We start from the raw sequence: 13517 nt of genomic DNA on the forward strand, positions 1-13517 counted from the left end.
TTATGCAAAGATCTTGTCGGTTCGGCGGACAGTGGCCACGGTGCTGACCTGCGGGGACCTCCGGAGAACTCGTCCGCCGGGAAGCGGTGCGAGCGTTCCGTCCGTGCCGCGCGCAGAACGCTCACCGGCCGGTCACCCGCTCAGGGACGGGCCGATCGGCGGAGCCTGCCGGTGCCCGACCCGGCCCGGCCGTCCTCAGCCGGAACGCGGAGGCAGGCGCCCCGTCTCGTCGTCCGGCCAGATTCCTATGTGGTCGGGTTCCAGCTCCAGCATCACCCGGTCACGCATGCCCAGGGCATCGGTGTACTCCGCGGGCAGCTGGAGGCGTCCCGCGCGGTCCAGCATCGCGTACTCCCTCGCCACCACCGACTCCTGGCCCGTCGCCGCGTCGACCTCCGTGCGCCGCAGGGTCTCCGTGGAGGTGCGGCCGTCGCGGATGGCCACCGTGCGGCGGACCTCGCCGGCCACCGACTGGTCGTGGGTGACGATGAGGGTCGTCGTGCCGAGTTCCTCGTTCGCCGTACGCAGCGCGGCGAAGACCTGCTCGGCCGTCCGGGAGTCCAGCTCGCCCGTCGGCTCGTCGGCGAGCAGCACCGACGGCTCGTTCGCCAGCGCCACCGCGATGGCGACGCGTTGCTGCTGGCCGCCGGACATCTGGTGCGGGCGGCGGTCACGGCAGTCGGCGACGTCCAGCAGGGAGAGCAGCGATTCGGCCCGCTCGGCCTTCTGCCGCGTACGGCCGCGCAGCTGCATCGGCAGCGTCACGTTCTGCACGGCGCTCAGGTACGGCAGCAGGTTGCGTGCCGTCTGCTGCCAGACGAAGCCCACCACCTCCCGCCGGTAGCGCAGCCGGTCCTTCGCGCCCATGGTCAGCAGATCGCAGCCTGCGACCTTCGCGGCGCCCGCAGTCGGTTCGTCCAGACCCGCCAGGATGTTCATCAGGGTCGACTTGCCGCTGCCCGACGCCCCGACCAGGGCCAGCAACTCGCCCTCGCGGACCAGCAGATCGAGCCCCTGGAGCGCCTGCACCTCGACTCCGTCCGCGGAGAAGACGCGGACCAGACGGTCACAGCTGATCAGCGCGTCGTGGCCGTACTCGGGCCGGTCGCGCCGGGCAGCCGCCCGGCGCTCCAGCTCACCGAGGGTGATCCCTGTGGAGGACCCGGTCGTGGAGGACTCGGTCATCGCGTGTCTCCTGCCCTGAGTTCGGTCGTCGTCGTACGCCGGGTGGCCGCCCATGCCTGCGTCGCGGCAGCCACCGACGCGATCACCACCACGGCGAGCGCGGGCAGCAGCAGACTCACCGGGTCGGCACGCAGCTGTACCGGGCCGAGCGAGGTGAAGCCTCCCCGCGCACCCAGTGCGAGGCGGCCGAGATCGATCCCGGGGGCGAGCAGCCGGATCGCCGCCCAGCCGGCCAGCGCACCACCCACGGCGGCCGGCAGCGCCTGCGGGAGGTTCTCCAGGACCAGCAGGCGGCGTCCCTGGCGGCGGGTCAGGCCCATGGTGCGAAGCCGGCCCAGCAGCGCGGACCGCTCGGGGGCGGTCCGGAGCAGTGAGAGCACCAGCGCGAGAACGGCGTATCCGGCGCCTGCCGCTGCCGCCACCACGTAGATCCGTTCGGCGCCGCTCTGCACGGGGGACTCCGTGAAGCCGTCCCGTTCGGCGGAGCGCAGCCGCACGGTGGCGGCGTCTGCCGTGCCGGCGGCTGCCTCGAGAGCTTCGCCGGCCACCGAAGGGCCGGAGATCAGCAGCGTGGTGACGGGCGGGCGGCCCGGCAGGCCCGCCGCGTCGACCACCAGGAAGTCGCCCTCGGCCACAGCGGGGGTGGTGGTGCGCACGACGTCCACGCGGACCGTGAACAGGCCGCCCGCCGGGCCGATCGCGGTCGTCCGGCCGCGCAGCCGCTCGGCGACGGCGGGAGAGGCGAGCGCGGGCAGCGCTCCGGAGGAATTCCGCAGGTCGTCGGCCCGGAAGGCGCCGAGGCCGGTGCTGCGGGCGAGGCGCGCGTACGAGTCGGGGTCCACGGCGAGCAGCGTGACGCTGTCGGTGCCGGCGTCCCGCAGGTCCAGGCGGCCGCTCGTGGTCGAGACCGCCCGCCACCTCCTCGACTACACCGGCGGCACTCTGGTGATGCCCATGACCGTCCTGGTGGAGCAGTACTGGCGCGAGATCAGCGCGGGCCTCGCCCACCATGGCATTCCGGTCAGGCACTTCGTCCTCCACGCCGACCAGGACACCCTCCGCGGGCGCATCGAGGGGGACACCGTTCTCGGTCCCTCCTCCTTCCGCCTCGCCCACCTCGAGCCCTACGCCGAGGCGGCCCGGACGTGGCTGCACGCCGAGGCCGAGGTCGTCGACACCACGCACATCACGCCCGACCGGGCCGCCCGGCGCATCGCGGAGGCCGTCAAGGGCTGAGTTGCGCGGCGCCCGCACAGGCGGGTGCGGCGGGAATTCGGTTACATGGCCTGGAGGACCGACGGATTACGGCGCGAGCGCGGACACGCGGAAGTGGATGGGCGGCCATGAGCGAGATCATCGAGGAGATCAGCCGGGTGCACCGGAAGGTCGGAACGCGCCGGGTGGCGACCGAGGAGGCCGGCACGGTGCTGTTGCGTCGCACCTTCGACGCCGATGCCGCCGAGCTCTGGAGCGCGGTGACCTCGCCGGAGCGGATCGCCCGGTGGTTCCTCCCCGTGACCGGCGACTTCCGGGCCGGCGGGAACTACCAGCTGGAGGGGAACGCCGGGGGCGAGATCCTGGAGTGCGTGCCCGCGGAGCGGCTCCGTGTGTCCTGGCTCTTCGGGCCCGACCCCGGCTTCAGCGAGGTCGAGGTGCGGCTCGCGCCGGAGGGCACCGGCCGGACGGTGTTCGAGCTCGAGCACGTGTCCGTGGTTCCGGAGGAGTTCCGGAGCCAGTACGGTCCGGGCGCGGTCGGAATCGGCTGGGACCTGGCGCTGCTGGGGCTGGGCTGGCACCTGACGGGCGGCGGGATCAGCCCGGAGGACGCCGTGGAGTGGCAGACCTCCCCCGAGGCGAAGGCCTTCGTGGCACGCTCGGGCGAGGAGTGGGGACGCGCGTTCGCGGCTTCCGGCGCGGATCCGGAGACCGTGACCGCTACGACGGTGGCGACGATCGCGTTCTACACGGGCGAATAGAGCGGCGGCGACCGGTCCCTTCCTCGCCGGGTGTGCCCGGTTCGGCGCCGGCGTCCGGAAGCGCCTCCAGCGCCCGGAGGCCGCGCCGCCCCACTGCCACGGTGAGCCGGTCGCCGCCGGCGGGCACGTCAGTCGCGGTCGGTCTGTTCGGCCCGGGCCGCGTCGCGCTCCTTGATGCGCACCGCTTCCTTACGGACCTCGGCCTGGGTGGCGCGCTCCTTCCGCAGCCACTCGGGGGCGTCCTGCTTCAGGGCGTCGATCTGCTCGGTGGTGAGGGGATCCGTGACACCGCCGCGCGCGAGACCCGCGATGGAGACGCCCAGCTTCGAGGCGACCACCGGCCGGGGGTGCGGGCCGTTGCGGCGCAGCTCCTGCAGCCACTCGGGCGGGTCGGTCTGCAGCGTGTTCAGCTCGGCGCGCGAGACGACGCCCTCCTGGAACTCGGCGGGGGTGGCTTCGAGGTACACACCCAGCTTCTTCGCCGCGGTGGCGGGCTTCATCGTCTGGGTGGTCTGGTGCGACGTCATGGTGTCCAGGGTATCGAGCATGTGCGGCGCCTCCGACCACGGCCGGTAACCTGGCGGGGTGACAGGCTCGGAAGTACCTCCTGCGTTCCGGCTCGCCTACGTCCCGGGCGTGACCCCGACCAAGTGGGTGCGGATCTGGAACGAGCGGCTGCCCGGCACCCCGCTGACCCTCGTCGGCGTGCCCGCGGCCGACGCGGCCGCCCTGCTGCGCGACGGTGGCGCGGACGCCGGTTTCGTACGGCTGCCTGTCGACCGCACGGACCTCAGCGCGATCCCCCTCTACACGGAGACGACGGTCGTCGTGATCCCCAAGGACCACGCCGCGGTCGCCGTCGAGGAGATGTCGGTCGGGGATCTCGCCGAGGAGATCGTGCTGCATCCCCTCGACGACACCCTCGACTGGGAGCGTCCGCCGGGCCGTCCCGCCTTCGAGCGGCCCGCGACGACCGAGGACGCCGTCGAGCTGGTGGCGGCGGGGGTGGGACTGCTCGTCGTCCCGCAGTCGCTGGCCCGCCTGCACCACCGCAAGGACCTCACCTACCGCCCGCTGACCGGCGTCCCCGAGTCGCGGATCGCCCTGTCGTGGCCGGAGGAGGAGACCACCGACCTGGTGGAGGAGTTCATCGGAATCGTCCGCGGGCGGACGGTCAACAGCACCCGGGGCCGTCCGCCGACGCCGCCGCAGCCCAAGGCCAAGCGCACCGACAGGAAGACCGGTGCCCCGCGCAAGCCGGCGGCGGGCAAGACGTCCCGGGGCGGCTCCGGCGGCGCGGGCGGCGCGAAGAATCCCAAGGGCGGCGCCAAGCGCGGAAAGCCCCGCCGCCGGCCGTAGCGGGCCGGTTCTGCCCCTACCCGTAGTACTTCGGAGCTACGTGTCAGGTGCACTCCTGAGCGGGACGCGGACGACGCGGTCACGTCCATAACTTCGGTACCGGATTCAACGAGAACATCCGGTACGGAAGGACTTCCCCATGGCGTCCCGCCCATGGCACGGCCGCGCTCGGCGCGCCCTGCTCGTCGCACTCGTCACCGCGTCCGTGGCGCTGCCCGTGTCGGGGGCGGCCCGCCCCGCCGCCGTCGCGGCGCCCGCCACGGCCGCCCCCGCCCCGCTGGGTACGGCGGAGACCTCGTTGCTGGACGCCAGGTACGCGGCGGGCCGGCAGGAGATCCGCGCGGCGCTGGACATGGCCGCCCGTCACGGCGACCGGCGACGGGCCTCCGCACTCACGTCCATGGCGGGTCCGGGGCGCACCTTCCTGATGTTCGACGGGCGCGAGGGCGGCCGCAGCGTGGAGGTCTTCGGCGAACTGCCCCGGGCCCGCCGTATCGCCGTAGTGGTGCCGGGGGCGGGCGTGGACCTCGATCATTACGGGCGTTTACGGCGGGGAGCCGAGGCGCTCCTGGGCGAGCTGGGCGACGGGTCCGCCGTCGTCGCCTGGCTCGGCTACCGGACGCCTGCCATGCTCGGTCCTTCGTCCCTGACGGCGGGGCGGGCCGACGAAGCGGCGCCCCGGCTGAGGGCGTTCCTACGGGAGCTGGTCGATGCCGTGCCCGCCGCCCGGGTCTCCCTCCTCTGCCACTCCTACGGTTCCGTGGTCTGCGCCCGGGCCGCGTCGGGGCTCGATGTGGCGGACATCGTGCTGTACGGAAGTCCCGGTACCGGTGCCGGGAGTGCCGCCGCCCTGCGTACCCGGGCCACGGTGTGGGCCGGCCTGGGCGGGGACGACTGGATCGCCGCGATTCCGCACACGGCTCTCCGGCTGCCGTTCGTCACCGTCGGGTTCGGGACGGACCCGACGGCGCCGGAATTCGGCGCCGAGGCCTTCGACGCGGGCGATGCCGGGCACAGCGACTACCTGAGACCCGGCTCCGTCTCACTGCGCAGCATCGCCGGGATCGTCGCCGGAACGGCGGGGAGTCCTCATGCGTGACCTCGTGCGTCGGATCGACGAGGCGACGCCCCGCGACCGCGACCGCGCGGTCGACGCCCTGCGCGCCCTCGCCGTCCTGGGCGTGGTGTGCGGCCACTGGCTGGTGACCGCCCTGGTCGCCGACAGCGGCACGGTGCACGGCGCGAGCCCGCTCCGGTACATGCCCTGGCTGGCCCCGGTCTCCTGGCTGTTCCAGACGCTCGCCGTCTTCTTCCTGGTGGGTGGCCAGGTCGGCGCGAAGGGGTACTCCTCCGCCCGCGCCAGAGGCGAGTCCTACGGGTGCTGGCTGAGGATCCGGTTGGGCCGCCTGTTCCGCCCGGTCGCCGTCGTGACGGTCGTGTGGGCCGTGGCGGCCGGAGCGATGCTGGCGTCGGGGGTGGACGCGGGGACGGTAGGCGCACTGGGCAAGCTGGTGTGGTCGCCCCTGTGGTTCCTGCTGGTGTACGCGGTCCTGACGGCCGCGACACCGCTGGTGGCGCGACTGCACCCGCTGTGGCCACTCACCGTCGTCCTGTACGTCGACCTGTTCCGCCTGGGGCTGGGCGGCCCCGCCTCCCTGGGCTGGATCAACGTGGCCGCAGGCTGGCTGGTCCCCTACTGCCTGGGGGCGGCCTGGGCACGCGGTGGGCTGAACGACCGGCGGACCGGATGGGTGCTGCTGACCGGCGGCGCGGTGGCCACGGCAGGGCTGGTGCTGTTCGCCGGCTACCCCGCCTCCATGGTCGGGGTGCCGGGTGGCAGCCTCTCCAACCTCGACCCGCCGACGCTCGCCGCGGTCACCTTCGGCCTCGCCCAGTGCGGTGCGGCCCTGCTGCTGAAAGGACGTCTGCGGAAGGCCCTGGCACGGCCCGCGGTGTGGGCGGCGGTGGCCCTGCTGAACCTGTCCGCGATGACCGTCTTCCTGTGGCACCAGACCGCGATGATCATGGTCACGTCGACCGCCCTGTTCCTGAGCGGCCCGCTGCCCGGCCTGCACACGGTCCCCGACGGCCCCGGCTGGGTGCTCGCCCGGTTGGCCTGGCTGCCCGCCTTCGCCCTGGTACTGCTGATCCTGCGGTCCGCCTTCGGGGCGTACGAACAGCGGCGTGGCGGCCGTTCGACGGTCGTACGGTCGGGTTCCCCTGCCCTGGCCCCGGAGTCGCGCCGTGCCTAAGCTGAGCGGCATGACGGGGGCCGGGGGGCGGATCGTGGCGGCGCTGCGCAGGCTGCCGCACACGCTGCGCGAAGATCTTTGGACCGCGCCCGTCGATCCGGTACCGCCGATGGGTGCGCCCGGATCGCCGGTCTGGCGGCCCGCGTTCGGGATGCTGCTGACGCTCGGCGTGACAACCGTCGCCGTGTGGCACGTGCCCGACCTGGTCCCGCACGGTGCCGCCGTGCCCGAGTACGCGGTGCTGCTCGTCGTGTCCCAGGCACTCGCAGTCCTCACCGCCATGTGGCAGCCCCTGTACGCCTGGTGGGCCTCGCTGGTCCTGATGGTCGTCAGCGTGCGGATCGCGGAGTCCGCGATGACGCCCGGCGAGCTGTTCCCGTGGACCGCCCCCGAGATGGCGTTGCAGAGCGGGGCACTGTTCCTGCTGTCGCTCCGGGTCCACCAGCGCCGGGCGGCCCTCGCGCTCACACTGACCCTGCTGGCGGGGCTGGTGTCCGGCTGCTTCAGCGCAAAGGCCCACCACTACTCCCTGGGCATCGGCGCGTTGGTCCTCGTCACGGCGGTGGGAATCGGCACGGCGCTGCGCGCCCTCAGGGTGACCCGCAGCCAGCTCGTGGTCCAGTCCGGGCTCACGGAGGAGGAACGGGCCCGCCGCACCCTCCTGGAGGAGCGCAACCGGATCGCGCGTGAGCTGCACGATGTGGTCGCGCACCACATGTCGGTGATCTCCATCCAGGCACAGGTGGCCCCTCATCTGGTCGAGAATCCGTCGGCCGAGCTGAGGGAGAACCTCGCCGGCATACGGGAGAACGCCGTGGAGGCGCTGGCCGAGCTCCGCAGGGTGCTCGGTGTGCTGCGCTCGGAGGACGCCGTGGCGGACGGACTGCGACATGCCCCGCAGCCCACACTCGACCGGCTCGACGAGCTGATCGGCAAGGTGCGGGGCACCGGCACCGCCGTCGCGACGGAGACGACCGGGACCCCGGGGTCGCTGCCGCCGGGGGTGGAGCTGTCGGCCTTCCGCATCGTGCAGGAGGCACTCAGCAACGTGATGCGGCACGCCCCCGGAGCACACGCCCGGGTGGAGATCGGCTACCACTCCGCAGCCGTCACGGTCCGGGTCACCAACACCGCCCCGGACCCGGACCCGGACCCGTCCCCGGCACCGGCGGGCGGAGTCGGACACGGGCTGCTCGGCATGCGCGAACGCGTCACCATGCTGGGCGGCGACCTGGCCCACGGCCGCACCCCCGGCGGGGGTTACGAAGTAGTGGCGACGTTCCCCCTGGAGGACTCCGCATGACCATCCGCGTGCTGATCGCCGACGACCAGGTGATGGTCCGTCAGGGCTTCACGGTGCTGCTGAACGCCGAACCAGGCATCGAGGTCGTCGGACAGGCGGTGGACGGTCTGGACGCGCTCGGGAAGGCTGCCGAACTCGCCCCCGACGTCGTCCTGATGGACATACGGATGCCCCGTCTCGGCGGCATCGACGCCACCCGCCGGCTCACGGAGGCGCCCGGCGCCACCGTCCGGGTCCTCGTGCTGACCACCTTCGACCTCGACGAGTACGTCTACGAGGCGCTGCGCTCCGGTGCCTCCGGTTTCCTGCTGAAGGACGCCTCCGCCGCCGAACTCGCCCAGGCCGTGAGGGTGGTGGCGGCCGGTGACGCCCTGCTCGCCCCGAACGTCACCAAGCGCCTGATAGCCGAGTTCTCCCGGGTCAGCTCCGGTCCCCGCGCACCCTGCAGGGCGCGGACGGGCGATCTGACGGAACGCGAGACCGAGGTGCTCTCGCTGATCGCGCAGGGCCTGTCGAACGCGGAGATCGCGGACCGTCTGGTGGTGGCGGAGCAGACCGTGAAGACCCATGTGAGCCGGATTCTGGTGAAGCTGGGCCTGCGCGACCGGACCCAGGCCGCGGTGTACGCGTACGAGTCGGGGCTCGTGCGGCCGACCGGTTACTGAGCACCCGGGAGGGCCCCGTACACCGCGTCGACCAGCGCCATCTTGCGTGGGTCGTCGGCGATGTCCGGGCCCATGCGGTTCATGACGTAACCGAGCGCGATCCCGGCCTCCGGGTCCGCGAGACCGCAGGAGCCGCCCGCCCCGTCATGGCCGACGGCACGCGGGTTGGGGCCGTACGAGCCGTTCGCGCCGCTCAGCCAGAGGCCGAGACCCAGCTCGGTCTCGTGGGCGAAGCCCGCTCCCAGTACCAGGTCCCGGCAGCTGCCCTGCCCCTCGCGGACCCGCTCGGCCGCCTCCTCGGACAGGATCCGCCTGCCGTCGAGGGTGCCGCGCCCCGCGAGGATGCCGTACAGGGCGGCGACCGCGCGGGCCGTGCCGTGGCCGTTGGCGGCGGGGATCTCGGCGGCCCGCCACTCCGGGGTGTTCGCGGCGGCCGTTCCCGTGCCGGGGTTGAGCAGCGAGGCGATGGCCACCGGCTCCATCAGGGCGAAGAGTGCCGCCTGTTCGCGGGAGACGTCCTTCGGCTGGACGAGCTCGGCGACCCGGTCCGCGTCCTTCTCCGGGAGGCCCACGCTGAAGTCGATGCCGAGCGGTCCGGTGATCTCCCGGCGCAGGAACTCCCCGGGCAGCAGGCCGGTGATCCGGCGGACGACCTCGCCGACCAGGAAGCCGTACGAGATCGCGTGGTAGCCGGAGCGGGTGCCCGGCTCCCACCAGGGCTCGGTGGCCGCGAGGCGGGCCGTGGTCACCTCCCAGTCGTAGAGCTCGGCCAGGGTGTGCGGATCGCGCAGGCCCGCGACTCCCGAGCGGTGCGAGAGCAGATGGCGTACGCGCACGGACTCCTTGCCCGCCGCGGCGAATTCGGGCCAGTACGCGGCAACCGGGGCGTCGAGGTCCAGGAGGCCGCGGTCGACGAGGATGTGGGCGCAGAGCGCGGTGGGGCCCTTCGTCGTGGACCAGACGTTGACCACGGTGTCCCGCTCCCAGGGTCGGGTCCGGTCCCCGTCGGCCCAGCCGCCCCAGAGGTCCACCACGGGGCGGCCGTCGAGCAGGACGGTGACCGCCGCGCCCAGCTCGTCGCGCTCGGCGAAGTTCGCCGCGAACGCGTCGCGTACCGCGGCGAACCGGTCGTCACAGTGGCCTTGGATCTGCGGCACGGATCTCTCCTCGTCTCGGTGCCACGCACCATACCGACTGGTCGGACCGGCGGGAAGGCGCTGTACGGCCCGTTCCTTCGACCGGGTGACCCGGTCAGTGCGGAGCAGCTTCGAGGCTGACGCTCCAACGGCCGGGCCGGCCCGTGATCGTCGCGGTGGACAGCGGACGGACGTCGATGTTCCAGTACGACGACGGCGGGGCCCTGAGGGCGTACACCAGGGCCGCGCGGACGACCGCGGGTTCGGCGACGGCGACGACCGCGCCGTCGCTGACCGGCCGGGTGTCGAGCCAGCCCCCCACCCGGGATATGAAGGCGAGCAGGGACTCGCCGCCGTGCGGGGCGGAGCACGGATCGGCGAGCCAGGCGTCGACACCGGCCGGATCGCGGGCGGCGACCTCGGACAGGGTCAGCCCCCGCCAGCGGCCCATGTCGCAGTCCCTCAGGGCGAGCTGGACGAGCGGGGCGAAGCCGAGGGCGTCGCCCGTGGCGCGGCTGCGCGGTGTGGGCGAGCAGTAGCGGAGCTCGGCGGCGCCGAGCCGCACCAGGGCGTGGGCGGCGAGCTGGACCTCGCGCCAGCCGGCGTGGTCGAGCGGCCGGTCGTCGTCGAAACGCTCGGCGAGGAGGGCGGAGCTTCGTGCTGCGGCGACGAGAGACACCCGAACACTCATGCGCGCGATCGTGGGGCAGGGCGCCGCGCCGGTCAAGAGGGCCGCCCGTCGTACCGGGCCTCAGCCCTTCTGGAGGACCATCCAGCTGTCCGGTTCCGCGAGCGGGGTGAATCCGAGCTTCGCGTACACCCCGTGGGCGTCCTTGGTGGCGAGCAGGAACCTGCGGACGCCCAGTGGGGCCAGTTCGTCGCGTACGGCGGTGACGAGCCGGGTGCCGAGGCCCTGCCCGCGCGCAGCACGGTCGATGTAGACGTCGCACACCCACGCGAAGGTGGCCCGGTCGGTGACCACGCGCGCGTAACCGGCCTGCTCGCCCGAAACCGCTTCGTAGGCGGCGAAGTTGTGGGAGCCCGCCATCGCCCGGTCCTGCTGTTCACGGGTGCGCCCCAGGGCCCAGTAGGCGTCCGTGGACAGCCAGTGGTGGATGCGGGCCGCGTCCAGCCGCGAGGGGTCGTCGGAGATCTCGTAGCGCTGCGCTTCGGTGTCGTCCCGGGTCATCAAGGGAGGCTAGCCGGGCGCGGGCAGCTCGTCGACCGCGATACGCAGCCTGCGCACACCCTCGGCGATCTCGGCGGGGCCCGATACGGCGGCGAAGCTCAACCGGACGTGTCCGGCGGGCGGTTCGGCGCAGTGGTAGGGGCGGCCGGGTGCGACGGCTACGCCGGCGCGCAGTGCGGCGGAGACGAGGACGGGCTCGTCGGCCCCCGGGCCGGGGAGCCGGAGCCAGATGCTTCCGCCGCCCGACGGCACGTGGGGCAGGGCCAGTTCGGGCAGCCGGTCGCGCACCGCCGCCGTCATGGCGGTGCGGCGGCCGCCGAGTTCGGCGGCCACGGTACGGAGATGGCGTTCCCAGGCCGGGGAGCCGACGAGTTCGAGGGCGGCCTCCTGGATCGGGCGGGGGACGAAGAAGCTGTCGACGACCTGGATGGCGCGCAGCCGTTCCAGGACGGGGCCACGTGCGGCCAGCGCGCCGACACGGAGGCTGGGTGAGGTGATCTTGGTGAGGGAGCGCACGTGGACGACGACGCCGTCCGGGTCGTGGGCCGCGAGGGGTTCGGGCAGCGGCCCGGCGTCCGCGTGGACGAGGCGGCGGGCGAAGTCGTCCTCGACGACGAAGGCGCCCGCCTGCCGAGCGGCCCGCACGATCCGCTCACGCCGGTCCCTGGCGAGGATCACGCCCGTCGGGTTCTGGAAGAGCGGCTGGCAGACGAAGACCCTGGCCCCGGTGGCGCGGAAGGCGGCTTCCAGCAGGTCGGGCCGGACTCCGTCGGCATCCACCGGTACGGGTACGGGTCGCAGACCGGTGGCGCGGGCGGCGGCCAGCATGCCCGGGTAGGTGGGTGATTCGACGAGGACGGGGGCTCCCGGTGGGGCGAGCGCCCGCAGGGCGGTGGCCAGGGCGCTCTGTCCTCCCGCGGTGATCAGGACGTCGGAGCCGGTGAGCGTGCCGCCGATCTCGTGGGCGAACCAGGCGCGCAGCTCGGACAGTCCGTCGGTGGGCGGCCTGCCCCAGGCTCCCGGCCGGCGGCCGGCCCGTGCCAGGGCGGCGGCCATGGCCCGCTCGGGCTGGAGACCGGGGTGGAGGTAGCCGCCGTTGAACTCGATCACCCCGGACGGCGGCGCGGCGAGCGTGACGAGGACACCCGAGGCGTCGACGGTGCGCGGCACGACCTCGGGCCCGCCGTTCCCGCTGAGCGAGACCTCCTGCCAGGAGGTGTCGCCGGGAGCGGGAGCGGCGGCGCGGGTCTCGGCCCGGAAGGCTCCCGCGCCGGGGCGGGTGACGACCAGGCCTTCGGCGGCGAGCTGCGCGACGGCCCGGGAGACGGTCACCGGACTGACTTTGAAACGCTCGACGAGTGCCCGACTGGACGTCAGCTTTCCACCTGGCGAGTAGCGGTTGAGCTCGCTCCTCAGGACATTCGCCAGTTCGGACACACTGCTACGCTCATGCATGACAGCAGAGAATAGCGCTACCGGACAGATGACGATAGCGGTCGACCCCCACCGGCCCGCGGTACGCCGTGGCCCGGCCCGCGGGGTCGTGCTCGCCGGGCTCGGCGTCCTCGCCTTCTCGCTGACCTTTCCCTCGACGGTGTGGGGCCTGGAGAGCTTCGGCCCCTGGTCCCTGGTCGCGCTGCGCAGCCTGCTCGCGGCGCTGATCGCGGGATGCGCACTGCTGGCGGGCCGGGTCCCGGTGCCCGGGCGGTGCCACTGGGCCGGTCTCGCCGTCGTGGCGGGCGGCGTGGTGGTGGGGTTCCCCCTGCTGACCTCACTGGCGCTCCAGACCTCCACGAGCTCGCACGCGGCCGTCGTGGTGGGACTGCTGCCGCTGACGACCGCGCTCTTCTCCGCCCTGCGCACCGGCTCCCGCCCACCACACGCCTTCTGGATCGCGGCGCTGACCGGGGCGGCCGTGGTCATCGCCTTCACCGTCCAGCAGAGTGGCGGAAAGCTCTCGGGCGGCGACCTGTATCTGTTCGGGGCCTTGGTGGTCTGCGCGGCGGGATACACCGAGGGCGGCAGGCTGGCCGGAGTGATGCCGGGCTGGCAGGTGATCGGCTGGGCCCTCGTCCTCGCCCTGCCGCTCGCGGTGGCCGGCGCGGCGGTGGCACTGCCCTTCGAACCGGTTCACCTCACGGCGCGCGGGGTCGTCGGCCTGGTCTGGGTGGCCGTCGGATCGACCTTCCTGGGGCTGTACGTGTGGTACCGGGGCATGGCTGAGATCGGGGTCCCGCGAGCAAGCCAGCTCCAGCTGGCCCAGCCGCTGCTGACCCTGGTCTGGTCGTTCCTGGCGCTCGGCGAGGAGGTGTCCGCCGCCGCCCCGGTGGCGGCGGTGGCCGTTCTGGTGTGCATCGCCGTCACCCAGCGGGCCGGGCGGGGCGCGGGCCGTCGCACGGGAGCCGCCACGCCGGTCCGGTCATAGACTTGTCGACATGGACCGCCATCCGTG

Annotated in this window: 14 protein-coding genes and 1 pseudogene; 8 read left to right on the forward strand and 7 right to left on the reverse strand. The window is 73.4% G+C overall.

Translation table 11 applies throughout. The annotated features are described in order from the left end of the window. Positions 1-195: 195 nt before the first annotated feature. Both ABZ441_RS06730 and ABZ441_RS06735 read right to left on the reverse strand, forming a co-directional pair. A complete protein-coding gene (locus tag ABZ441_RS06730; protein ID WP_358969132.1) occupies positions 196-1185 on the reverse strand; it encodes an ABC transporter ATP-binding protein in 990 nt (329 codons plus the stop codon). Continuing rightward, a complete protein-coding gene (locus tag ABZ441_RS06735; RefSeq protein ID WP_358969134.1) occupies positions 1182-2027 on the reverse strand; it encodes an ABC transporter permease in 846 nt (281 codons plus the stop codon). Before ABZ441_RS06735 ends, ABZ441_RS06730 begins: the two co-directional genes overlap by 4 nt. 46 nt (positions 2028-2073) lie before the next feature. On the opposite strand from ABZ441_RS06735, the pseudogene ABZ441_RS06740 reads away from it, so the two are divergent. Together ABZ441_RS06740 and ABZ441_RS06745 are read left to right on the forward strand one after the other, a co-directional pair. After that, positions 2074-2421: pseudogene (locus tag ABZ441_RS06740) on the forward strand (ATP-binding protein); the annotation flags it as partial. 107 nt (positions 2422-2528) lie between these two features. Continuing rightward, positions 2529-3161 (forward strand): SRPBCC family protein, encoded by a 633-nt coding sequence (locus ABZ441_RS06745; protein ID WP_358969136.1) that lies wholly within the window; start codon positions 2529-2531, stop codon positions 3159-3161. Between the two features lie 128 nt (positions 3162-3289). On the opposite strand, the gene ABZ441_RS06750 is transcribed toward ABZ441_RS06745, so the two are convergent. Continuing rightward, positions 3290-3688, reverse strand: coding sequence for a DUF5997 family protein (locus ABZ441_RS06750; protein ID WP_358969138.1), 399 nt, complete (start codon positions 3686-3688; stop codon positions 3290-3292). Positions 3689-3746: 58 nt separating this feature from the next. On the opposite strand from ABZ441_RS06750, the gene ABZ441_RS06755 reads away from it, so the two are divergent. The 5 genes from ABZ441_RS06755 (at position 3747) to ABZ441_RS06775 (ending at position 8740) form a co-directional block, all read left to right on the forward strand. Continuing rightward, positions 3747-4520 (forward strand): LysR family substrate-binding domain-containing protein, encoded by a 774-nt coding sequence (locus ABZ441_RS06755; protein WP_358969140.1) that lies wholly within the window; start codon positions 3747-3749, stop codon positions 4518-4520. A gap of 139 nt (positions 4521-4659) precedes the next feature. After that, positions 4660-5619: an alpha/beta hydrolase gene (locus ABZ441_RS06760; RefSeq protein ID WP_358969142.1), complete on the forward strand. Its 960-nt coding sequence runs from the start codon at positions 4660-4662 to the stop codon at positions 5617-5619. After that, positions 5612-6772, forward strand: coding sequence for an acyltransferase (locus ABZ441_RS06765; RefSeq protein WP_358969145.1), 1161 nt, complete (start codon positions 5612-5614; stop codon positions 6770-6772). The genes ABZ441_RS06760 and ABZ441_RS06765 overlap by 8 nt, the downstream gene beginning before the upstream one ends. A 10-nt stretch (positions 6773-6782) precedes the next feature. Next, positions 6783-8075 (forward strand): histidine kinase, encoded by a 1293-nt coding sequence (locus ABZ441_RS06770; protein ID WP_358969147.1) that lies wholly within the window; start codon positions 6783-6785, stop codon positions 8073-8075. Then, positions 8072-8740 (forward strand): response regulator transcription factor, encoded by a 669-nt coding sequence (locus ABZ441_RS06775; protein WP_358969149.1) that lies wholly within the window; start codon positions 8072-8074, stop codon positions 8738-8740. Before ABZ441_RS06770 ends, ABZ441_RS06775 begins: the two co-directional genes overlap by 4 nt. On the opposite strand, the gene ABZ441_RS06780 is transcribed toward ABZ441_RS06775, so the two are convergent. From ABZ441_RS06780 to ABZ441_RS06795, 4 genes are all read right to left on the reverse strand, one after another. After that, positions 8734-9897 carry a serine hydrolase domain-containing protein gene (locus tag ABZ441_RS06780; RefSeq protein WP_358969151.1) on the reverse strand — a complete coding sequence of 388 codons (1164 nt, stop codon included), beginning with the start codon at positions 9895-9897 and terminating at the stop codon, positions 8734-8736. The genes ABZ441_RS06775 and ABZ441_RS06780 overlap by 7 nt on opposite strands. 94 nt (positions 9898-9991) lie before the next feature. Continuing rightward, positions 9992-10567 carry a histidine phosphatase family protein gene (locus ABZ441_RS06785; RefSeq protein ID WP_358969153.1) on the reverse strand — a complete coding sequence of 192 codons (576 nt, stop codon included), beginning with the start codon at positions 10565-10567 and terminating at the stop codon, positions 9992-9994. Positions 10568-10627: 60 nt separating this feature from the next. Further along, on the reverse strand, positions 10628-11065 hold the full coding sequence (locus ABZ441_RS06790; RefSeq protein WP_358969155.1) for a GNAT family N-acetyltransferase: 438 nt from the start codon (positions 11063-11065) through the stop codon (positions 10628-10630). A gap of 9 nt (positions 11066-11074) precedes the next feature. Then, complete coding sequence (locus ABZ441_RS06795) at positions 11075-12520, reverse strand: PLP-dependent aminotransferase family protein (protein WP_358969157.1); 1446 nt, start codon at positions 12518-12520, stop codon at positions 11075-11077. On the opposite strand from ABZ441_RS06795, the gene ABZ441_RS06800 reads away from it, so the two are divergent. Beyond that, on the forward strand, positions 12519-13490 hold the full coding sequence (locus tag ABZ441_RS06800; protein ID WP_358969159.1) for a DMT family transporter: 972 nt from the start codon (positions 12519-12521) through the stop codon (positions 13488-13490). The two genes, ABZ441_RS06795 and ABZ441_RS06800, sit on opposite strands and share 2 nt — an antisense overlap. Positions 13491-13517: the final 27 nt, after the last annotated feature.

It is taken from the genome of Streptomyces sp. NPDC005752 (assembly GCF_040630715.1).
Classification (GTDB): domain Bacteria; phylum Actinomycetota; class Actinomycetes; order Streptomycetales; family Streptomycetaceae; genus Streptomyces.